Annotated in this window: 24 protein-coding genes; 9 read left to right on the top strand and 15 right to left on the bottom strand. The window is 34.2% G+C overall.

The features are described 5' to 3' along the window. Window positions 1-328 precede the first annotated feature (328 nt). A complete protein-coding gene (locus ACFX4G_RS21470) occupies window positions 329-769 on the top strand; it encodes a cell wall hydrolase (protein ID WP_013084397.1) in 441 nt (146 codons plus the stop codon). 1246 nt (window positions 770-2015) lie between these two features. Beyond that, on the top strand, window positions 2016-2882 hold the full coding sequence (locus tag ACFX4G_RS21465) for an Rpn family recombination-promoting nuclease/putative transposase (RefSeq protein ID WP_016766114.1): 867 nt from the start codon (window positions 2016-2018) through the stop codon (window positions 2880-2882). A 52-nt stretch (window positions 2883-2934) separates the two neighbouring features. On the opposite strand, the gene ACFX4G_RS21460 is transcribed toward ACFX4G_RS21465, so the two are convergent. Further along, the gene (locus tag ACFX4G_RS21460; RefSeq protein ID WP_377576759.1) at window positions 2935-4125 is read right to left on the bottom strand and encodes a styrene monooxygenase/indole monooxygenase family protein; all 1191 of its coding nucleotides are present in this window, start codon (window positions 4123-4125) and stop codon (window positions 2935-2937) included. Between the two features lie 397 nt (window positions 4126-4522). Between ACFX4G_RS21460 and ACFX4G_RS28185 the strand changes: the two genes are divergently transcribed. Then, complete coding sequence (locus ACFX4G_RS28185) at window positions 4523-4597, top strand: DUF8096 family protein (RefSeq protein WP_479522632.1); 75 nt, start codon at window positions 4523-4525, stop codon at window positions 4595-4597. A 104-nt stretch (window positions 4598-4701) separates the two neighbouring features. Here the strand turns inward: ACFX4G_RS28185 and ACFX4G_RS21455 are convergent, their stop codons facing one another. The 4 genes from ACFX4G_RS21455 to ACFX4G_RS21440 form a co-directional block, all read right to left on the bottom strand. After that, window positions 4702-5376, bottom strand: coding sequence for an SOS response-associated peptidase (locus ACFX4G_RS21455; RefSeq protein WP_016766112.1), 675 nt, complete (start codon window positions 5374-5376; stop codon window positions 4702-4704). Between the two features lie 931 nt (window positions 5377-6307). Continuing rightward, window positions 6308-6787, bottom strand: a complete 480-nt coding sequence (locus ACFX4G_RS21450; protein WP_377559104.1) for a site-2 protease family protein — start codon at window positions 6785-6787, stop codon at window positions 6308-6310. A 376-nt stretch (window positions 6788-7163) separates the two neighbouring features. Beyond that, window positions 7164-7289 carry a hypothetical protein gene (locus ACFX4G_RS21445; protein WP_274598754.1) on the bottom strand — a complete coding sequence of 42 codons (126 nt, stop codon included), beginning with the start codon at window positions 7287-7289 and terminating at the stop codon, window positions 7164-7166. A gap of 34 nt (window positions 7290-7323) precedes the next feature. Further along, window positions 7324-7596, bottom strand: a complete 273-nt coding sequence (locus ACFX4G_RS21440) for a GlsB/YeaQ/YmgE family stress response membrane protein (RefSeq protein ID WP_377576756.1) — start codon at window positions 7594-7596, stop codon at window positions 7324-7326. A gap of 526 nt (window positions 7597-8122) precedes the next feature. Between ACFX4G_RS21440 and ACFX4G_RS21435 the strand changes: the two genes are divergently transcribed. The 5 genes from ACFX4G_RS21435 (at window position 8123) to ACFX4G_RS21415 (ending at window position 12335) form a co-directional block, all read left to right on the top strand. Then, window positions 8123-8422: a hypothetical protein gene (locus tag ACFX4G_RS21435; protein WP_377576753.1), complete on the top strand. Its 300-nt coding sequence runs from the start codon at window positions 8123-8125 to the stop codon at window positions 8420-8422. Between the two features lie 78 nt (window positions 8423-8500). Beyond that, window positions 8501-9568: an FtsK/SpoIIIE domain-containing protein gene (locus tag ACFX4G_RS21430; protein WP_377576750.1), complete on the top strand. Its 1068-nt coding sequence runs from the start codon at window positions 8501-8503 to the stop codon at window positions 9566-9568. Beyond that, window positions 9565-10260, top strand: a complete 696-nt coding sequence (locus ACFX4G_RS21425; RefSeq protein WP_377576747.1) for a hypothetical protein — start codon at window positions 9565-9567, stop codon at window positions 10258-10260. The genes ACFX4G_RS21430 and ACFX4G_RS21425 overlap by 4 nt, the downstream gene beginning before the upstream one ends. A gap of 299 nt (window positions 10261-10559) precedes the next feature. Continuing rightward, window positions 10560-10748, top strand: coding sequence for an aspartyl-phosphate phosphatase Spo0E family protein (locus ACFX4G_RS21420; protein ID WP_277813715.1), 189 nt, complete (start codon window positions 10560-10562; stop codon window positions 10746-10748). A 1416-nt stretch (window positions 10749-12164) separates the two neighbouring features. Beyond that, entirely contained in the window at window positions 12165-12335 is a 171-nt protein-coding gene (locus ACFX4G_RS21415) for a hypothetical protein (RefSeq protein WP_377576744.1), read from the top strand. Between the two features lie 73 nt (window positions 12336-12408). Here the strand turns inward: ACFX4G_RS21415 and ACFX4G_RS21410 are convergent, their stop codons facing one another. The 5 genes from ACFX4G_RS21410 to ACFX4G_RS21390 form a co-directional block, all read right to left on the bottom strand. Next, the gene (locus ACFX4G_RS21410) at window positions 12409-12612 is read right to left on the bottom strand and encodes a cold-shock protein (protein WP_377576741.1); all 204 of its coding nucleotides are present in this window, start codon (window positions 12610-12612) and stop codon (window positions 12409-12411) included. A 720-nt stretch (window positions 12613-13332) separates the two neighbouring features. Continuing rightward, window positions 13333-13488, bottom strand: coding sequence for a hypothetical protein (locus tag ACFX4G_RS21405; RefSeq protein ID WP_157842246.1), 156 nt, complete (start codon window positions 13486-13488; stop codon window positions 13333-13335). A 277-nt stretch (window positions 13489-13765) separates the two neighbouring features. Next, entirely contained in the window at window positions 13766-13966 is a 201-nt protein-coding gene (locus ACFX4G_RS21400; protein WP_377576737.1) for an HU family DNA-binding protein, read from the bottom strand. Window positions 13967-14415: 449 nt separating this feature from the next. Next, window positions 14416-14637 (bottom strand): LuxR C-terminal-related transcriptional regulator, encoded by a 222-nt coding sequence (locus ACFX4G_RS21395; protein ID WP_377576734.1) that lies wholly within the window; start codon window positions 14635-14637, stop codon window positions 14416-14418. A 229-nt stretch (window positions 14638-14866) separates the two neighbouring features. After that, window positions 14867-15325, bottom strand: coding sequence for a hypothetical protein (locus tag ACFX4G_RS21390; protein ID WP_377576731.1), 459 nt, complete (start codon window positions 15323-15325; stop codon window positions 14867-14869). A gap of 840 nt (window positions 15326-16165) precedes the next feature. On the opposite strand from ACFX4G_RS21390, the gene ACFX4G_RS21385 reads away from it, so the two are divergent. Then, entirely contained in the window at window positions 16166-16639 is a 474-nt protein-coding gene (locus ACFX4G_RS21385) for a hypothetical protein (protein WP_377576728.1), read from the top strand. A 29-nt stretch (window positions 16640-16668) separates the two neighbouring features. On the opposite strand, the gene ACFX4G_RS21380 is transcribed toward ACFX4G_RS21385, so the two are convergent. The 5 genes from ACFX4G_RS21380 to ACFX4G_RS21360 all read right to left on the bottom strand — a co-directional run bounded on the left by ACFX4G_RS21380 (window position 16669) and on the right by ACFX4G_RS21360 (window position 22429). Beyond that, window positions 16669-16896 (bottom strand): helix-turn-helix domain-containing protein, encoded by a 228-nt coding sequence (locus tag ACFX4G_RS21380; RefSeq protein ID WP_043978001.1) that lies wholly within the window; start codon window positions 16894-16896, stop codon window positions 16669-16671. A gap of 577 nt (window positions 16897-17473) precedes the next feature. After that, window positions 17474-18367, bottom strand: coding sequence for a sigma-70 RNA polymerase sigma factor region 4 domain-containing protein (locus ACFX4G_RS21375; protein WP_377576726.1), 894 nt, complete (start codon window positions 18365-18367; stop codon window positions 17474-17476). Window positions 18368-18572: 205 nt separating this feature from the next. Beyond that, window positions 18573-19361: a ParB N-terminal domain-containing protein gene (locus tag ACFX4G_RS21370; protein ID WP_377576723.1), complete on the bottom strand. Its 789-nt coding sequence runs from the start codon at window positions 19359-19361 to the stop codon at window positions 18573-18575. Window positions 19362-19470: 109 nt separating this feature from the next. After that, window positions 19471-20772, bottom strand: a complete 1302-nt coding sequence (locus ACFX4G_RS21365; RefSeq protein WP_377576720.1) for a replication protein — start codon at window positions 20770-20772, stop codon at window positions 19471-19473. Between the two features lie 1126 nt (window positions 20773-21898). Continuing rightward, a complete protein-coding gene (locus ACFX4G_RS21360; protein WP_377576717.1) occupies window positions 21899-22429 on the bottom strand; it encodes a MerR family transcriptional regulator in 531 nt (176 codons plus the stop codon). Window positions 22430-22824: the final 395 nt, after the last annotated feature.

Raw genomic sequence — 22824 nt, 5'->3', positions numbered from 1 at the left:
CAGCGCTAGATTTGTAACTAGTAGAGGATATATTTATTGCAAAGGCGTATTTTTAAAACTTGAGGCATCCGATTTACAATGTTGCGCCCTATAACGTATTCGATAATCATCTAAAGATCACCTACTGCGGTATCGTTTCTTTTTATTCCTAGGAGTAAACGTGCAACCTTACTGTGGTAACTACTTAGTATCCAGGTAATCACAACTTCACTTATTAAGCAGTAGCTATTTATTTAATGCGATGATATATAAAAACTAAGCATTGCTATCTTATAAACCATGACATCAATATAGACTTTTTTTCATACTATATTTTGGGGGTGAGTAAATGGCAAGAGTAAGTTACCGAAGTGCAGACATTAACTTAATGGCAAGGATGATGCGAGCAGAAGCTGAAGGTGAAGGAAGACTAGGGATGTTATATGTCGGAAATGTAATTGTTAATCGTCTTGCAGCAAATTGTATAGACTTTAAAAATTTAAGAACCGTTTCACAAGTCATTTATCAAGTACAGGGGGGGAACTTTTCGTTTGAAGCTGTTCAAAAAGGCAATGTTTTTTATCAAAGAGCGAGAGGTGTTGAAAAAAGATTAGCAAAGCAGAATTTGGATTATTGGAGACAACACCCAGCGAAATTTGCTCTTTGGTATTTTAACCCACATGCTCCGTGCCCTCCAACATGGTACGGTCAACCTGCATCTGGTCAATTTAAAAATCATTGTTATTATGAACCAAAACCTGATACATGTGCTAGTGTTTATAGAGGTTAGGTTATTGAGGAGTTATGATTGATTCTGGAGTAGTATGGTGGAGCAGCGCTGCAAATCCAACACTTTAGTCGTAGGCGCTGGTAGCTAGTCCTATTTATTCAATGCAACTCCTATAGATCATGTAACAGTAACGTTTGAAAAAAATTTTGCCCCCACCGTAGCCTATTTCTTTAATCTTTGTTTTGATGTATTTTTATCTAGCGAAATAAAAAGGGAACTTCCTCGTTAGCAGGTGTTCCCTTTTTTATATGAAACCTACTAATCATTTATCAAAGAAAATAAGATTACAAAATATGTACTTCAATTAAAGCTATGCTGTTTAGGTTCAATCATTGGATATTTTATGAAAAATTAGTTATAAATTTTAATATTGTTTAATTTATAATAAAAAAGGAAAAACTGTGGATTATTTGTTCCGAAAAGGCGCCATCTTAGGAACAAACTAATACGTAGATTATACAAAATTAGTTTTCTTGGGGAGAAACAACGATGAATCTTACACACAATCATTCAGAAGGTATAAAAAGGGAAGAAGGACAAAAGCAGTTGCTTGAAAGAAACCTTGAAGCTCATAGAAATAGAAAATGGATAATCAATTTTATTTGTGCTATATCCCTACTTGTAGCCATACTTTGTTTATGCTTTCACGTACCGCGATCTGTATTTATAACTGTAATCTTACTATTTATATGTACAATCATCAAAATCGTACATAAAACGTTAGATAAAAAAATAGAGTTGCGCTTAAAACGCGTTAAACAGGAGCAAAGGAAGAGCATTTTTAAGGTAAATAAACCCTAAAATCTTTTCTATAATATCCCAATAACTAACAGTAAGTTATCTACAAGGCCACCTATTTTGTTATAGTTTAACTTAAAGTTATCTAAAATTATTTTTACCATCTATTTTTATAATAGGTGGTTAGAAATATCAACGTAGCAAAAGGCACTTGCATATAGCAAGTGCCTTTTATAATGTAAGTAAAACCATAAAGCTACAATTCACTTAAAACTGTAGTTATTTTTATGAATTATATCGCTTTGTCTACAAGAGATTCACGTCATTTTTTATGAGTTTTTTTAACAGACGTACTGTAGATCTTTTATTTTTAAACTTTTTGTCTTTATAAATAATGAAGGACAAAAGATGCCTGATGGCTACTTTATTACGCTATAAAGCGAGAAATAGAAAGAATCCATATAGCCATGGTATACTAATAACAAACATGGAGATGATGGAGGATATTATGACAAAACGATTAGATTTACGTGTCGACTTTGCTTTTAAATCACTATTTGGCACACATGGAAATGAATCTATTTTAACTGCCTTTTTAAACGCAGCACTCCGTTTTCCAGATGAGAAGAAAATTCAAACGGTTCAATTATTAGATCCTCATTTTAATAAAGAAAATCAAGAAGATAAACGTTCTATTTTGGATGTACACGCGCAGCTAGAAGATGGAAGTCGTGTCAATATTGAAATTCAGCTTAATAATAAACATGACATGGAAAAACGAACGCTCTATTACTGGTCCAAAATGTATAGTAGTCAAATGAAAGAAGGCATGGACTATGGAGAGCTTTGTAAAACGATTACCATTAACATTGTGAACTTCCGTTATTTATCTCATATTCATGAGTATCACTCCACCTTTCAGTTATATGAGCGAGAACAGAAGTTACTCTTAACGGATATGCTCGAAATTCATTTTATGGAGCTACCTAAGTTATTAATTAAATGGCGTAACAGAGAGGTAGATCCACGGGAAGATCAACTCGTACGATGGTTATTATTACTTGAAGCATCCGAAGATGAAGAAATCACTCAGGTATTGGAGGAGATTGCGATGCAAGAAGATCAAGTATTAAAGAAAGCGATGGACGAATGGGAACGTGTGAGTCAAGATCCAGAAGTATTATTAGCTTATGAAGCACGAAGAAAAGCGTTATTAGATGAAAAGTCTGCTTTAAAAAGAGCTGAAAAAAAAGGGAAAGAAGAAGCTATAAAAGCGATGGCTATTGGAATGATTCAAGAAGGTATAGCTAACAACGTAATAAGTAAATTAACAGGTCTTTCTATAGAAGAAATTGAAATACTTCGTCATCAATAAATTAAAAAGAAGCAGTGTCTTATGTACACTGCTTCTTTTTAATAGATAATTTTTAAACAATGAATTTTGTTGAAGTAAACGCTTCATATGCTTTTGTGGGATTGGCAAACCATTCAGCAATTTCATTTGCTTTTACTTGGTCCTGTGCACTCTGAAATAGCAATTGAACGATATGCTCAGGTAATGGTTTCGTCATAGCATTTGTCCATTCAGTTACCTCTTTTACATACTGTTTCGTTCGATTCCAATAAGACTCTCCTATTTCTACGTCCCAATTAGAATTTTTATATTCCATAAGAGTTTCATACAATTGTTCCGCACAGTAGGAAGAGAGATTACAACCTTGACCCGTAATAGGATCGTTTAGAAATACACTATCGCCACAGCCCACCACCAGCTTGTTTTTAACCATGAGATATGGCTTCCGAATAATAGGTGTTAGGGCAGTTTGAAGAAAGCTATTTTCATCGCATAAAGAAAAATTTTTCTCATCAATTCGATTATAAATTTCAGAAAAAAACTGTTTAGCTGTGCTTCTCATTTTAAGAGTAAACTCATCTGCACTTTTTATTCCTTTAAATACGTCTAAATCACTGTTTGGTATTGCCATAATGAATATTATAGTAGCAGGACCGTGTTCTGTTACTGCAGGTATTTCAAACACTTCACCCAACTCAGGAAGAACCGTTACGCCTACTCCCAGAGGAGTATTTGCTTTTATACCTTTAAAATAACCAACGATACATTTTCGCTGAGGAGTTTTAAAAGGAGAAAGATCCTCTTCGATCGAAAACGGCAAAAGAGGCCCATTTTTCCCTGTACAATCAATAACTAAATCAAACTCATTTATTAGTACTTCCACACTCTTTCTATCTACCTTTTCTAAACGGAATGAAACTCCTTTTTCTATAAGGTCATTAATAGAATACGAGTAATATAAACGTTGATCAACAGATGATGCAGGCTCTTTCAACTTTCCTACAAATAGTTTCTGATTTCCAATCGTAATATGAATACTTTCAATAAGGGGTTGTTCTCCCCATTTCAGCACATTAAAGCGTGTTTCACGATTCCTTGTAGGTCCGAAATGCACCTGGGTGGACATGATTCTGCCTCTTCTAATCTGATCTGGTGATTGACGTTCAATGACCGTAATATCAAAATCGTTCCTTAGAGCATAGGCTAGGTGCAGTCCGGATACTCCACTACCAATAATACAGATTCTCTTTTTCAACAATCTCACTCCCTCGTTAGAAAATTCGGCATTCACTAATGGACTGACGTAAATGCCCTACCTAGTTACTTTATATGTACTAGGTCTATGAAGTTCTTTGCTAACATCTTCCTGTAAATATAACTACTATTTATTTTATTGGAAGCTAATTTTTATGTAAATGATTCCTTAGGGATAGGGATTATAGACTGTAAAGTGAATTAAAAGGTCCTTACTGGTTCTAGTGCAAAAAATACTTTATAGAAATATAAATTGGCAGCTTCCTTTAAACTACTAGCTTATGATGATAATCCAAACATTTGATCGATGAATTCTTTTTGATTTTGAATAGACAAGCCCATAAGATAAGTTGTCTTTTTTAAAAAAATAGATCTTGATAAAATGTATGACTACGCTGAATATCTAGATCAGTGGTAGATGCGACAACTACAACTCAGTTCACTTTAAAAGTTTGGTAAAAGGTAGCGTTTTCTTACATTAATGTAGGGAATATGGCATGAAGAAGAATATCTAAGCATAAAAGATATAGAAAAAGAGAAGGTTAAAAACCTTCTCTTTTTTAGTTTAACTGTGTTTTACTCCTCTTTATAAACTGTTAATTGGGGCTAAACACTCCGCAACATCATTTTTCGGTGAATTAACAAGTGTAGATACAGGATATGATTTCATCTTTTTCGACGGAAAAGGAATGAGCAGTGATTTAAGATACTCTGTATCATTCATTTTAGAGTCCATCCATACATCATATGCATCTTCCTCAAGAATTACAGGCATTCTATTATGAACTTCTTGTGTAATTTCATTTGGGGTGGTGGTTATAATTGTGCACGAATAAAGGGGCTCACCATTTTTATCCCATTCATCCCAAAGTCCAGCAAATGCGAATGGCCGGCCATCTTCCATTACAAATCGAAAAGGCTGCTTGTTTTCCCCTTCTTTTTTCCATTCATAAAATCCATCGCATACAATTAAACATCTCTTGTGTTTAAAAGGTGTCTTAAAACTTGGCTTTTGATCAATACCTTCGGCTCGTGCATTTATCATCTTATATCCAATTTTACTATCCTTAGACCACGAAGGTACTAGTCCCCATTTCATCGTTATTCCAATTCTTTTTCCTCCATTAGATCCTATTGTTAAAATTTGTTGGGAGGGAGCCACATTAAACCTTGGATTAATTGTTACTTCGTCGTTAAATTCAAAGTTAAACTGTTCTTGAAGCGCATATATATCTGTTGCTAAAGAAAATCTTCCACACATATTCTCACCTTCTCTTTTTTATTTAATGTTTTTCTAACTCTCTTTAGAACTTAAGGTATATGGTTTATAATACTGCTACCACTGATGCGCATTACTTTATATCCTCGTTTCCTCAAATAGGCATCTTTCTTTCAATCATGTGCTTTTTGCGCTCCTAAAGAATGATACTCTTTTCCATCGCATCCAATCGCAAGCCTACCTATGACAAAACCCATCCGATATGGATCACATTTTATTTGTGTTCGTATAGAATAGCTATTCATAACCAATACCTTATACAAACGTCTTTCAATGGTGACTCTAACTTAATGTATTCAGTTGATGGGACATTCTTTGGCTTTTCGACTATCTCATGAAAAATAAAGGCCAATAGCCCAACCTCTAGCATCATAAAAAATATAATTTATTTTACGTACTGATATTTTTTATGTAAGATGTTTGAATTTTATTTTTCCGTTTAAAATCTATAATCAACTAACTTTTTTTAGCAGTATGTGATCCATGTGACCTTCTACTCTCTATGAGTAGAAAGGTTTTTTATTTGTTTAAGTTATTTCCTTTTTGATATAAAAATAAATGTAAAGTTATTTAAGTCATCTACCTTTGTTTATAATATGTTTCTACCTTGCCTTCTATCTATAGGATAGAGGGTTTTCCTATGTAATCTGTTTAAATTATGATTTTATTGGCAATGAATAAATGTGTTACCTTTCTCGCAGGGTATACAATGACATTTCAATCACACAACTGACCTTCTACCTGACAGGAGTAGAAGGTTTTTTAATATCAATTATTTCTCAACATCAACACTAATTGCTGAATTAACCATATTATTTAAAGTGATTTTATTATTACCATCTAATTTATTACGTAAAAAGGAATCCCATATAGCTTCGCAAACCCATCGCTTCGCATAATTATTCCAGCTTTATTAATCAGGGTTACATGTTATTTTTCCATATCTCAATGCATCATAAATAGCACGTCCATCGCTTGAATTTGTTTCTGTGTATTTGATGGGTAGTAGCGAGAAGACAATATAATAAACAGAAAAGTAGACAAACTGGTAAGAAAAGAGACTTGCTGAAAGGATGTCAGCCATAACTAAGCCATTTATAAGGAAAATAAAGGCTAAATTAGCAATGGCACCTCCAGCATAGACACAGGCATGGGTAAATCGGTTGTCGTATTTTAGTTTCTCATATACACAAAAAGAATCCAAAAAGTAAACTGATTTTATTTTAACTTTCTTCCATTTAAAAATGGTTTTTCCTTTTCCAATTGTAAAATCCACTCTCCCTCCGAAAAAGATTGCCATGATAGAATGACCTAATTGGTGAACAAGAGATACAAGTGGTAGTACAAGTAAGAAAGAAAACAAGAACTTAGGCATATCACTGAATCCAAACACACTTCCATCTCCTTTATTATAAAATGATTTAATAAACAGTTAGCTTATTAAGGTAGATAAATTCTTTTTGATAGTGGACAGACTTTTCCATACAGAGGAGGCGCCTTTTTAATCATATTTACAGTCCTTTGTTTCGCACTTTGAAAGGTCTTTAATCAAAATATAGGACCAATAGATTTTTACTAAAGCAGCAGTTAAAGTAATTAATAATCTTTGAGCATTGCCTATAGAGAAGGATATCTTCACTTTATTTTTAAACATTCTCCATAACAATAAACGACCCTATGTATCGTAACCAAAGTTACTAAGGCCGTTTATGTTATATTCTGATTTATTTTTTTCTCTTTTTCTTTATAATAAAATATCTGGTTTCTCATTAAGCTTCTGACAGAACTTCGATATCATTATTAATTTGATCGAACAAATAAGTAAGGTAAGAATCTAATTCAAATTGATTATCTTCAACAAAATCATCTAACACAGACTTACTTTCTTCTCTCATTTTTAATCACTCCAATTTAATTTTTTTCGATTTATCATGCATGATGACCATGATTCTTTTTTTGTCCCATTTTCCTTAGAACAAAGCTTACGATTAACACCAAAATGATTGCTCCAATAATGGCTGGGATGATTGCAAAACCACCAATAACTGGTCCCCAACTTCCCAGGATCAGACCACCTAACCAAGAACCAATAAAACCAGCGATAATATTACCAATAATGCCTCCAGGAACGTCACGCCCTGTAATTAAACCGGCAAGCCAACCGATAATTCCACCTACAATTAGCATCCATAGAATTTCCATAAATCACTCTCTCCTTTTGAAATAGTTATTTGACTTTACCCCCAGCTAAAACTCATTAATCCTGTTATTTTTTCCCTCTATAAGTTTTTTCTCTTTATGTCATAAGATCATGTAGTTTTGCTTGCCCTTTATTTTTGTTTACTTGGACAACATCAAATGTCTCGTCCATTTCATAAGAAGAATAAGCTATTAGGACAACCCCTAGCATATAAAAACCAAGCATCTATTACATCACCATCTACTGAACCCCTACTGCAGTAAGGGTTCTTTATTATTTTTCGATTGGACAGGCAAGCTTACTGAAGTAGCTACATAGTATCTAAAGAATCTTAACTTCATTATCTATTTAGTAGCTAGTTCAGTATCGCTACCGCGTTAATACAAGCTGTATACGCCTCGTGAAGCCCTTTATGGAATCTGTAAGGGAGCTGAGCCGAAGAGGCGAAGGGGGCGACCGGATGTGGTGAGCTGAAATAATTGATACTGAAAAAGCAAAAAAATTAAACGAGTGAAAGAAGGTACCAACATGAGAAAAACTCATTATATTACTTTTCGAAACTTCTTCCATAAACCATCCTCTAAACCCTCAACAAAACCTCGTCCTTTTAATGCTTATTCGTTTGTTCCGTTTAGTCCATTTGCCATGCTTGACCCTACTATTCTAACCATAGGAGGCATTGTCTTAGGGGTTGCTATCATCGAACGGGTATTAGAGCGATGGGGTGTCATTGATCTTGTGGATCAGTTCGCAAAGGTCATGCGTTTTATCTTACCTGTCACCTTCTATAGCGCCTTAATTTACTTTTTTGTGACCTTTATGTTTTGAGGAGGGATTTAGATGTTTGAAAAACTAAAATTGCGTGGCCAATTGCTTAAAGCGTTTCGTACGGCAGAGATTTACCAGGTGGTGAAACGTGGGGACCGTACCTCCTATCTGTTTCCAAAGATTCATCGAATCGATCACCATCAAACGTACACTCGGTACGCCTTTTCCTTACTAAATGGTATCAATCCTGAACTTCTAAATAAAAAAAGATGGGTCTTACGACAAGTATTAGGCAGCAATATCGAAATAAACGGCAGTCTGAAGAATTTTAGTATCACGGTCCATCACAAAAACCTGCCTAAGATGCTTGAATACAGCTATGGAGCCCTCCATCATCATATTAAAAAAATGGAACTCCCAGTCTGCATTGGTCAAGATATCTATGGAAATCCCGTCTCATGGGACTTTGCGGAGTTAGAAACCTTGTTAATTTCTGGCGAAATTGGGGCTGGAAAAAGCAGCTTAATGCGTGTGATTCTGACCACATGGGTGAAGTATGCCTCTCCTGAAGATCTACGATTAGTCCTAGTAGATCTCAAACGCGCTGATTTAGGGCTGTTTCATGGGATTGAGCATGTGGATGCGCTTTGCTTTGAAGCCAAGGATATGAGAAAACCTTTTGCTTTATTACGCGCTGAAATGTATCGACGAGGCGATTTATTGTTAGAGCATGGGGTCACACATATAAGCAGGCTACCTTTTAAACTCCCTCGTATCGTTGTGGTAATTGATGAAATGTCCATAGTGAAGAGAGAAATGGAGCTTGTAGAGATGATCCAACAGTTTGCCAGCCAAGGCCGTGCGTTAGGCGTTCATACCATTATTGCGATGCAGCGTCCTGATGCTGATTTATTAAACTCTGCGTTAAAGGCCAATTTACGGGTACGGATTTCTGGGAGGCAAGCTGATGCTATAAATGCGAAAGTAGCTGGAGTACTCGGGGCTGAGGAAATCGATGCTGCAGCCAGGGGACGCATGAAAATTAAAATTGATGACGTGAAAGAGTTTCAAGCCTATTTCTTAGATGAAGAAGCTTGCAAGGAAATACTTTCTCCTTATAAAACACGTGTAAAAGACCCTGAACCTCAGCTTGAGGTCGTACCACAGCCTATCTTTGGGTTATTAGAGAAGGAGGAACAACGATGAGCTTTCGGTTATCTCAGCGTGATAAAGACATCATTGGGTTTATCAATCAGTTTCGAGCTGTGGACCGAGACTCATTAGTGGAACTCTTCTTTAAACAGCTGAAATCGCCTATTAATGCATGCAATAGCGTGATGGTACGTTTATATCGATTAGGGCTGGTTGAACGTACACAGCAGTATTCTCCGACGGTCTATTTACCTGTGGATGCGAAGATTAAAAAGAACTCTCAAAAAATATTACATTTCCTTTCTATCTTGGATATCTATAAGCAGATGTGTTTGTATAGTATGCCCAAGAGTGTCATTGTGGAAGATAAGCCCACTGGAAGAAAAGGAGGCATTGAACCGGATCTCTTTTGTATCTTTAAAGGATCTCCATTTTGGGTTGAAATTCAACGAAATCAGTATTCGGAACAAAAAATGCAGGCCAAGATTAATCTCTATGAAGAGTTTTTCTTTTCGGATGAGTGGAAAGCATTGCAGTGGCAGCTAGAAGACCGAGTAGCCATCTTCCCTTCTGTCATGTTGATTACGCCTGTTCGCTATGCTGTTAATTCTGAACATATCCGCATTATACAAGTAGCAAGTATTCATGAACTTATGGAGAAATACAGAAGTTCAGCTAAACAGCAAAGAGATACAAAACCATTAAAGTCAGCATCATCTGGTGGGATTAAAATCAATCTGACGTAATGACGACCAACATAAAAAAACTGCCTCCACACAAGGAATGAGGCAGTTTTTCTGATTTCACACTCGTTGAAATATGAATGTTACAGCAATTAAATAATACCAAATTTATGTAAAATTTTCTGTATTTTTTATGGAATTACAAAAAGAAAATGACTATTCAAACCCTTTTTCCTGGATTTCAATCCTTTAAGTACGCATTATTAACCATACCCCGCCTTTATTTTATATTGGGTGTTGAAATAGAAGGATAATACATTTATTGTTAAATAAGTTGACGAATTGACACTTTTAGTAAACGGGTGGGAGAGATATTGCAGGAGGATAAGGGTGTTCTAAAACAAACTTTACTTATAGAGATAGAAAAGGCTAAGGAGAATATGATTCAAGTGGCACGAGAAGAAGGTATAAGCAGTGAAAGTACACTTCAAGTTAGTCAGTCCATTGATCAATTATTGAATGAATTACATAAGGTAAGCTTAACAAAGTAAGTATTTGTTTCTTTATAAATAAAAAACAATCGCTTTCTCTCCGCATTGGCCTAGCATGAGAAAGCGATTGCTTTTTAGTAAGTGGTGATTAACTTACTAATCGACTTGTAAATTATAAATAATTTGGATAATAAAGTAAAGGTATTTTTGCACCTTTAATTCCATATTGTATTTAAAAAGTAATTTTATTCTATAATTCTTCCCTAGATTATAAAACCTTCTATATTGTATTTTTAATAAAATTGCCTTTGTTCACTAGACATTGTGTATGAAACTTTCATACAGTTAATTCGTATAGATTATATGAGAGGATACTATGGAGAAGAAAAAAGAAACAAATGTGTTAAAGGATGCGGCTAAATCCTTTGCGTTAGATTTTACTGGGAAGAGATTCCTAGTTTAATTTCACAAGTAGTAGTGTATAATGAGACTACCTTGTAACAAATTCTTTTTTATCACACAGATGCTCCTGGCAGAGCGTCTTTTTTATTTACCCCTATATGGGAGCAACCGAAAGCTAGGTCGTTATAAGTCACAAGCCTGACTATCGTGTTGGAATCGATGCATTGGAGTCTCCCATTAAGTTGTAACCAATAAGAGCGATTTTTACAAATTCACCGAACTTTCAACCTTCACCGATTTTCAAACCCTCAGGGGTATCTTCTTTCACTTTTTTAATGCTTTTTTCAACTCCTATAGACTAACTCATTACTCCTATCGATTTCTTTATGAGAGCTTTAGAAGATCCTACAAGAGTGTTGTTGTAATAACCGATTCGTTTGAAACCCACTCCCGTTGTTACATTGGCTTGCTTAGTCCTTTTGAGATACTTTTTATTTAGGATGATCTTAAGTGTATTCTATGTAATTCTACGTTTTTGACCGACCATGATTTCCATTGTTTTCTCTCCCTCAACAGACTTTTTCTTGGCTTTAGCGATCTAATTAATTCTTTTCTAAATGAGCTATCGCAATAATATTTTTTCACAACATACAGTTCGAGTATTTTACATTAGTGGTATAATAAGATAACCTTTTAATTTTTTTGCAAACATTCCATATATCAGTATATAATGTAATCTTTAGTACATAGCGCAAGGAGTAACATAATGAATAAACGAACTAAGAATAAACGATCATATGGATGTTTTGTAAGTTTCATATTTTTATATATTGTAGTGGGTTTAATATACATTACAATTACCAACTTATAAAGAAAGGTTTGTTGAAACTTTTTGTCTCCTAACAGTTTCTTTTCTTGAATTTCTCCCTCATAATTATTATCAAAAGATTCTCTTCCCTCCCTCACTCGCTTATTTTCCTTATTTTTCAACCTCAACTTAGAAGATTTAAATTATGTCCGAAGGCAATTAAAAATAAAAATTTTATTATTTCTGGTATTAGGGAGGACAAAGATATGAGCCAAAATATATTTACGAATGGAGAAATAGTAATTATAAGAGCATCTAATGAATTAGTTACAATCATAAAAAGTCATTATGTAAAAAACATGAAAAGATACTCTTACACAGTCGATAAATACCCAAGTACTTTTTACTTTGAAGAAGAATTAATGAAATGTGGATAACAATTACTATTCAATGTGTTCTGGTAAAAAGGACTTTTAAAATAAAAACAGACTCTGAAAATAGAGTCTGTTTTTATTTTGCTTTACGTACGTTTGTCGCTTGTGGGCCACGTTGCCCTTGTTCGATATCAAAAGTCACATCTTGACCTTCATCTAAGGATTTAAAACCTTCCCCTTGAATAGCTGAGAAGTGAACAAACACATCTTCTCCACCTTCACGCTCGATAAATCCAAATCCTTTTTCAGCATTAAACCATTTCACTTTACCGTGTTCCATTTTGTTTCCTCCCACAATATAGAAAATAAACCAGATTAAGATTAAACCTAGCTTATTTATTATATTATCCCAATAAAGGCACCTTAAACTTAAATTAAATGGACCTTTCTAAGGTTCTTTCTTATTACTAACTCTACTAAAAGATTATTAGGAACTGCCTATATGCATAATAAGGTTCTCGTACAAAAACTTCAAAATATCTGTAAGTGACCGTCTAAACATAGAAATGATGGAAGGTGGGGAATTATCTATTGCTCACACAATTGGTAGGCCGTGTATCCACCAATATAAATCTAAATTAGATGAGAGAGTCCAATAGAATCAACCTGTTCAAAATAAAGGGAATTTCATTTGGTTTTTTTGAATCTTTACGTGAAATAGATCCCATTGGGTCCGAATCTACTTATCTTTTTTATATAAATGTAAGCCTCGCTCTTGAAGCTATAAATTTATTTACAAATAAAAAATGACGCCGTTTTAAGCGCCATTTTTTACAGAATGAGGTGAACACACCCTCCCATGGGCGGTACCATTAACACATCGTCTTGATTTTATAATACCCAGCGTTTAAGCTTATAAACCTTTGGTTATGACAGTTTATGAAGAATACCTGCATGTAGATAGGTCTACGCATAATCCGAATTTTTTTGTGAAGAAAGAAAAGAAAACAAAGTAATACTGTCGTTCAGGAAGTCCATGACTTATGTCATTTACCGGAGATTATTTTTTCTTATGTTCCAAAGGTAAGGGATGGAAATCATTTTTTGTAACTAATTGTTTAAAACCTACGCTCCTATCCTCTCTTTTTTCTAATAAATCTATAATTTCCTTACATAAATGAATTCCCTTATTCAATAATTCCATTTCTTGCGACATCCGATTTGCTCCCCCTTGAATGTATTTATAAAAGATATTACGTGAACTGCAAAAAGTCTATGAAATAGTGTAATTGTATCGTTGTGAACGGATTTGATTGAAGGGGCAGAGCATATATCCAGCAGCAAAAGCAAATAAACATTTAATTTATAAACTTGTATCCCTTTCTGAAAATCAAAACAAGGCACTTTTCTTTCCTATTTGGGTACGCGAGGTTATTTAACATCTTGTTTTGATTCCTTCCCTGCTTTAGGAGAAGCTATTCTTGAAACAAGAATCAGCGTTGTATCAACCGTTTGAAAATGCGACTTGTTCGTTTTGTGCACTTTCGAATTTCAAATATACCAAATCCAATTAATTGAATTTTTTCTTTCTGGGCATGTTCTACAGCAATGGTTCTACATACTACATTTACGACTTTTGTAGAGTTTTTCTGTGTTGGATTTAATTTTATTGGAGTGGCTGTGATTAGTTTCATTTTATTCATATCATTTGTTTAAGCAAGTACATTAATATTAGGAGAATAACCTAGCTTTTATGAACTTGGTCTTTTATAAGATTAGATATAAGTAGGTAAATACCTTTTTTTAGTTGATGAATATAAAAATAACAAGAACCTTTACGTAGGGAACTCTTCTTACCGATAAAATCCATTATGTTAACTAAGGTTGTATAGCATACACAGCTTAAAATAGAAAAACTTACTGCTCCTTGAACAGTAAGTTTTTCTTTTAGACTATTCATAGTACACAATGAAGAATTGAGAATGAACATCTCTCCATCTTTTCAATAGTGTGTTCAATTAAGATATAAATCATTCACATAAATGTTTCACCAGTTATGAAACATTTATGTATAGAAAATGATACATCTCGTATCAAAAGCAGGCTTAAGCCTGCTATTATAACCTTTAAGGCTATTCTATAGTTAAGAGGTGCGTATTAGTTTTTGTGGAGGCTCTTGACGCAAATTTTGAAACTGTTGAACAGCTTCTGTCATAGATGGTGTATTCAACTTCCTTAAGATATTTCTTCCCTGGTTCTTAATCGTGCACTCTTCTTTATGAAGAATGTCTTGTATTTCTAAAGTAGAGAGACCATCAATAGCAAGAGCAAAGGCTTTTTGTTCTGCTTGAGTAAGTTGGTTCATGGAGACTTTCTCCTTCAGGATTTTACATTCTTCTACACTCTTCAATCGAGCAACTTCATCAACTAAATCAGACGCTTCACTCAAGATATTTTCAATACACATTAATAGTTTTTAGCTTTGATTCATGATAAGACCCTCCAATTTTTCGAGGGCCACCCATGCTATAATAAAGGTCCAACGTTTTAATTGACACGGGGTGCTTCCTTTCCAAGGGGGTGCCCTTTTTTCATTAGAGTAATCCTTTCTCCTTGAATACTTTTCTTAACGCTTCATTCACTAGTTCAGATTTATAATTTTTAGGAACACTATTTATAATACTTAATACGTCTTTATCGAAGTAAAAGCCTTGATATACTCTTTTAGGTGGCGATTTCGTTCTTATCAATAAGACATCTAGTATGTCACTAGTGCCCTTGCTGTAACTGGCTTTCTTCCTGTCTTTATTCTTAACCTGACTGTGCTTATAATTACTAGCCTGTTTTTTCCTAAATAATGTACTAAAATCAGTGTCTAAAGGTTGAGGTGATTTTCCTATATATTTGTAAGTGGACTTTTTCTTGTCCCATTCATAGCCTAATTTTTTAATCTTTCTTTGGATCGTTTGATCAGTAACGCTATACATTGTAGCTAATTCATTAATTGTTATTTCTTTATTTATAATCATATTAAGCATTTCACCTACTAACATAAATAAAAGTCACCTACTTTCATTATGTTTTTAAGTTCATATATTCAGGATTCCTAATTAAATATCCTGCGTATATGAATTCCTGTAATTTAAATTTAGTCATAAGGGTAATTCATAATGATATTAATAATATTTATAAATTGAAATAATTTAAGATTGGAAATTCAATTGGAACTGATGAACGGTTGGATAATATCAAAAGGAAATTAAATATAATCATGGAGAAAATTAATGAGCAGAAAATGCAGACGAAGATTAATCTCTATAAGGAGTTTTTTTCTTTTCAGATGAATGGAGATCCTTACATTGACAGCCAGAAGATCGAACAACCATCTTTCCTTCCGTTATCTCAATTACGCCCGTTCGTTATGCAGTATCTTCAGACTAAATCCTCATTGTACAGGTGGCAAGTAATCATGATCTTATGGAGAAATATAAAAATTCTACAAGACAGTAAAGAAAAGCTCCCTTCTCTTGGTGAAATTAAAATTAGTCTTACCTAATATGATAAATAAAAAAATCTACCTTGAATTGATATAGTATGGTATGCTCCCCTTATAGTAGACAAGTAAAGGAAAGCTACCTATTCTGTCTATTATGGAGGGGATTTTTTATCCGGAACAAGAGGAAAACATTCGAAAACAGCAAGAAATATCAAAAGAAGAAAGTAAACAGAAAAATTGGCAGGAACAACTGAACGAAACACTTATTCAACGTGAGTAACTCATAATGGAAAGTATTCAATTATTACAGAAAAAGTTACAAGACTAACAAAACCAACAAACAAAGTATAAAATAGGATTTTTTTCGCGTTTATTTAGCTAATGGAGGATTCTTGATATGCAAGATAAAATAAAGCTTATTAAAGCTAAAAAGAAGGCTCTAGAAGTTCAATTAAAATCAATAAGTAAGAATTATGGAGAAGATCCTGAGCCAGTTGCACAACTTGAACTCGCAATCCGTATTTATCAGGATGTTCTTGATATTCTAAGTATGCCTTCAGAAAAAGAGGGAAATTGGATGGAAGCTTTGGATGCCACTAGCTTAAAAGAAAACGATATCGCCAATTTAAAGAGGTTTAAAAAGGTAAGAAACGGATTTATTTCCTTTCAATTTGAAATTCGCGGAGAGGCATATGAAGCAACTGCAACGTATGAAAAACATGTACTAAACTTGTGTACTCTTTCAAAGGTTGGTGAAGAAGGTATGATTTCTCTGTCATCTGACCAAGGTTCTATTCGTAACATCCTACATACTGAATTAATTCTAAATCGCATCATTGGTACACAGTATACTTTTCCAACTGAAACATAACCCCATGTTATAACTAAACATCATGGGGGTTATATGTCAAAAAAGTCATGAAAATCTTTACGATGATCAATTTTAATGACGGCACGCATAACTTTTCTCAAGACCACAGGTGTTGGAATATATCCCTTTACATTACATAGACGCCATACTGTATTTCTACTCACACCACTGCGATCCGCAAAATCCATCTGCGTAATACCTTCTTTATCTAAGAATTTACCAAACTTTGTTCTTTTGGGATTCTTCCACCAGGACATTCATCTCACACTCCTCTTTTACTACTAGCCTGTCCATTTTTCACCTTTTTGAACCTAAGAAAAGAAAAAAAGTAGGCATAAGGAGTCAAATTTCGAATAGAATAGAAGAAAATAAGCCGATTCGTGTATCCTGTCGACTTTTTTGGAATAATCATATAGCATACATACAGTTAAGACCGCCTTATAAACTCATAAGTAATGGGCGGTCTTTGTTATAGGTATGAATAGTTTTTGAGTATCATAGAAAATAAAAAACAACCTGTCATAAAGCAGTCTGCCCAAGAGAAAGTAAGAACATTGTTAACAACAGCAATTCATAAATTATCAGACCAGAAAACACAATTTAATCAGTGAAGGAGAAAAGAGAACCCCATCTATCCGTATAGAGTCCTCTCCTTTATGGAATAAAACAATAGATAATAGTAAAGTGTAAAATATAATATTTTTAAGCATAACATGAATTTCTATGCTTCTATAGGGCTACCTTTCTTATAAAAAAGGCTGTTTCACAAAATGAATGTGCAATGTAAAGGACTAATATGTGAGAGCAGTAAAAACGATTAAAAAAAGGTAGGATTTATTGAGGTAACTTCTTTTTCCGTAGTCGGTGTAATCTCCGTTGAATTCCATGGGCTGATCTACCGATTAGTTGGCCAATTTCTTGTTGAGTACGACCTTCTTGATAAAACATGTACCATAGACGGGCATCTTCCTCTTCAGTCCACTTTTTATTTTCATATTTAGGTCGATTAAAATAATCATATTTTCTTTGTGCCTTTACCCAGTCGGGTTCTGGAATAAGAGTATTTAGGGATATCTTAGAAAAATTAATAAGTTCCTTATTCTGCTGTGCCCATTTCCAAAAGGCTGCTACGTCAATTCCTAAAAATGTTCGTGTGTTTGCTCTCAAGATGTTATAGGGCAATTCTCTTTTCTGAATCCAATTATAAATGGTATGAACATCAACTTGGAGACACTCTGCTAGTTCATATACTGTAACATTCCCTAGATGAGCTCTTACGCCACGTATACCTAAACGATATAATCTAGACTCTAATGCTTGTGTACTTCGCTGTAAGCGTCTAGATATTTGGTCAAGGGACTTGACTCCATACCATTTTACCAAGTATTCATCCTCTTTCTTTGTCCATCTGCGTAATGACGTATTTCGTACTAATTTTAACAGTCTAATTCGATTCGCAACAGAAGATAGGCTCTTGCCTAAATGTTTTCCAATCTCTCGATTGTTCATCTTATTAATATTTACTTTTAAGAACGTATCTTGGTCAGGGGACCATTTTTTGCGTATGCCATTCTGGTTGTTGCGAAGTTGTAGTCGTGAGACCCGTTTATTAACCGATTCTTTACTACGATTTAAACATTCACCAATTTTTTGGAGTGTCATCCGCCCATATTGTTCTTTTAGAAATAAATCTTCTTCCTTCGTCCACAGTTTTTGGTTTTTAGTCATTATATCTCCCTCCAATTCGCGACTTAGATGTATAGAAAGCTACGTATAGAGAATAGTAATGAAGATGTTCATCTTACCTAAACAGAGATTAAATCCTGTTTCATTTACCTTTTATCTATTGGACATAGGTTATCACTTTGTTTAGTCTGTTTTTGTCTAATTTGTCAGTGAAACGATAAACAATCGTTACTTTTTCTTTGCGTTCTTACTTTTGATACTCATATACAACAGGAACTTGATCCATTTTGACCGTTTTGGCTACGACATAACGACGGTATCCATCTTTTAAGATCTTCGATCCTTTTTCAATCGTCAATGGCTCATCTAAGCGCCCTGTACGCTTCACAAAATCGATCACTTTTTGCGTTTTTTCAGGGTTTGGGCGTGTCTTTAAGAACTCATCAGGAACGATAATATCATCAAAGTTCACTAGATCCTGAGTTCCCTTCGGTTGGTTGGATAGTGTTGTCTTTTTTTCCTCAGCCTTTTTCTCTTCTGTAGGCGCTTGTTGTACTTCTGGCTGAATAGGCTTTACTTCTTTCTTCTCTTCTTTTGCTAGAGGTTGAGAAACAGGTGCTTGCGCCCCTTCCTGTTTAGTAGATTCCGTTTTCTTTTGTGTTTCAGAAGGCGCAGATGCCTCTTGTTTAGGTTCTTTTTTCTCTTCTGGCTGATTCTTCTCTTTGTCATTTTTATTCGGGAGAACCGTAATTTGAAAACAGATGACCCCTACTTCACCAGGGCATTCATCTATCGGAATATCTAACGTTGGTTCCCCTTGAATTAAAACCTTTTCATGCATGATACTTTTCTTTGTAAGCCCGGTTTTATTAAAGGCTTTCTTCGCAACAAACACCGTATACGAAATAAAGGTACTCTTCTTTAACCCTTTAGGCGCAGATGGTGACCCTTTTTCACGCATATCAAAGGCAACATAGCGATCGTACTCTCGTAGTGGTCCTGTGGCTGATCCGGTTAACGTAATTTTATGTGGCATAATAGTCTCCTCCTGCGTAGATGATTAGTTAATGTTTATTTAGAACACAGTTCTAAATAAACAAATTCTATTAAAACATCAGCTTCTAAGAGATTTCTACTTTTTTTGATTAGGAAGCTGTGTCTTTTAGCTGGTTATGTTGACGCAAACATTCTTGTTCCTCTGGTGTTAAAGCTTGTCCTAGGTCTTGTTTTACCTGAGCTATCTCCAACAAACTATACGTAGAGCTGTGCTCCTGCAGCAAGTTCTCTTCTTCTGGCGTGAGTTCTTGTCCTAAATCTTGCTTTAACTGGATCATTTCAAGCTGTTGATCCAAAGATATCTCTGTTTCTTTTGGAGCTTCTTCTTGTTGCTGTTCAGCTTTTAACCAATTTGGAACGAGTTCCTTACGGATAATCCGTTTTGGTGTAGCCAATGTTGTTTCTTTGCTTTCGTTATGTATAACTTCTTGTTGGTTTGCGTATACTGATGAATAATCCTGGTCTTTAGGCTTTGTTAAATCATAGAATTGATTTTTCGCAATTTGATAGATTAATCGACACATATCCCGTAGGGATAACGGATTGCCTTGTTGATTGGCTTCATGGACATATTTATCTAATCCCACAATAGATGTATACGCAATATCATGTACTTGCTCTTTTTTAATCTCAGTCTCTGTATCTCTTTTTACTGCCTTTGCTGCATTTTGAATACGAGCATAAAAGTCTTGTAGTTGATGTCCATACTTACCTGCATAGACTTGATTAACTTTCTTTGGCACACCTTTAATATAGCTGAAAGCCTGTGAAACAGATATTAAATGATTATTTATATGATTTACAGGTAAATCAAGGTTAATAAAGGCATCAGGTGATTTATCGGCCTCTAAGCTTGGTGTATCAACGTTTTCAGTACTTTCTGGATGCGTCACAGGACGTGTCACAGGAGTGGTCATTTCTTCTTGTTGAAGCGTTTGTATTCCTGTTGTATCATGGGCAAAAAAGATTTCGTCGCAAATGTGATGAAAGTTCTTATGACTTTTAAGGATAAATACATAACTGTCCGGATGAGTACCTGTTGTATCTTCTTTAATGTAACGAGCGACAATGATAAACGGTGTCGCTTTTAACGAGCGTACAAAACGAGAAACGGTACTTTTGGAAACATTAAATTTCTTCATAAGCGTTTCAGAACGGATCGCTTGAATGCCCGTAGCCACTAGGTTATAGATGACATGATCGAGCATTTCCATTCTCTTTTTAGGAAATTCTTTATGTATAGCAGATTGTTGTTGTTTAAAGTGGGCACGAAGACTTTCTAAAAACTCTTCTTTCTTTTTCCGAAGTGTGGACTTGTGGGTCCATAACCATTTGAACCGTCCATTGAAGGTATCTACATCTTTTAAATAACAGGTCAAGATCTTTGTCATTTGTTCATCGTCTCCTTTAAGGAACACAAAAAAGACACTGTTTCCCTGGAAAAAGGAAAACAATGCCTTGATTTTAATGAACTAAGCCCTTGAAATAGATAGCTATTTCATATAAAATAAAAACATAAGTTTTATCTTATAGAAAAAATGAAACTATTAACAAGAGACTTCGACAAGTGTTTTCCCTACCGTCATTAGGGGGAACGGTTTAAGAGTGCGGTCAACACTTCTTAAACAGTTGAAGTCTTTTTTCTATTCCGGTCCTTTTTGTTAGTTTTATTATAGCGTTAACTCGTCTCAAAATTCAATAAAAATTATAATATCTCTTAAAACAATTATTTTTAACTACATATCTACGTAGAAATGAATCTATTAGAGAATAGAGTACTTAATTAGAAAATGAAATGTTTAAGACAGGGTTTGTTCAAAGGTAATAGATTCATTACTCTCTCTCTATGTTAATTCGAAAAGATTAGTTTGGGTAGTGTGATTTTTTCTCACCCTGCCTAAAAAAGAAAGATATATAAGCCTTTATCTATTAGAAATAATATTGTTTATTCCTCTCAGCTTTTATAACCCCCTTCTACATCCATTTTTTTATAAAAATAAGTTCATGACTGTAACATTTATAACCCCTTTTCTTGGTATTAAAGTTAAATTTTAGTTTATATTACATTCAAAAGTATTCTACTAGGCATACAACGTGGATTTTAGAGATTTAAGTATCTCTAAACATTAAATAATTAGGGTTTAAAGATCATTTAGTAAGACAAATGATCTTTAAACTTGCTTGTATAAAAAAAACAAGTTGAACTACAGTTCAACTTGTGGGAGGGAGCGTATATCGCAGGGCGATATATGAATGCTCATTGTTATTTTAAGTTCGACTTATGTCGTACTTATAGTGTGATTTTGTATCGCGGGGCGACATATGAATAACTAGTCATTGTTTTAAGTTCAACTTATGTTGCACTTATAGTGTGATTTTGTATCGCAGGGCGACATATGAATAACTAACTACTATTTTAATCCTAAATTATATCTTATTTAGGGAAAAATACTATGTCGGTGGGCGATACAGTTTTGATTGAACTATTACTTTAGCTCAAGATCAGGTTAATAGTAATTAATTATTAAAGAGACGCTGGAACCAACTTTTTTTTCTCTCTTGTTTTTCTTTAATAGTCTTTTTATAAAACTCAGTAATTTGTTTATCACGTTTTTCAAGTGAAACAGCAATATATTCTTTTTGCTCCCTCATCATATCCTGTAATTCTAACATCATATTTTTTAGCTCAGCATTCTCATTTTTTAGTGTAGTAAATTCATTACCATATTGTTTAATTATAGCTTGTAACTGGTCATTCTCCTTTATGTCGGGTGTCGACACGGGTGTCTTAGGGATATCCTCGAGGACAGTTTTTACAGCTTCTTCTAATGTAATACCAGGTGATTTACTTAGGGATTGAATATTTTCTAAAACAAGTATGTCACGTTCCAAAAAGGCCCTTTGATCATGCTCATTACGTATAAATTTATAATTATGTTTTTCCATCAAAGTAGCGTACTTGCGTACTGTTGTAACTGCTATATCTAATCTTTTAGCAACTTCGTTTGTCCAATATGCTTTTTCAGATCTTGTTGTGTCGTTTTCCATAGCGACACCCTCCTTTTATATGTAGAATTCTATATGGTAAAGTGAAGTCCTTTGTAGACCAATTTTCTTTAGAAAAAATGGTTTGCTAACTAATAAGTTACTGGGAATTAGAGATTTTTAGTAGTTATAATGTTTTAAGGCTACATCATTTTTGTAAAAGGTACTTTACCAAATTCCTTTTATTGATAGTAATAGGATTTCAAAGTATGTCTATGTAGCATTAATTGAGAAACTTATATTGATTAGAATAACATGGTTTCCCCCTATTCTAATTCTACATCAATCTGTATTGTACCTGGTAATAAAGAGCATGTCGATGGGCAACACAACTTGGCAATCCTCAATTTTAATGTCGCTCTGCATCACGTCCAGGTAATAAAGAGCATGTCGATGGG

The organism is Priestia sp. YIM B13486 (assembly GCF_042787865.1).
GTDB lineage: Bacteria > Bacillota > Bacilli > Bacillales > Bacillaceae_H > Priestia > Priestia megaterium.
This window is presented reverse-complemented; position numbering and strand designations above follow the sequence as displayed.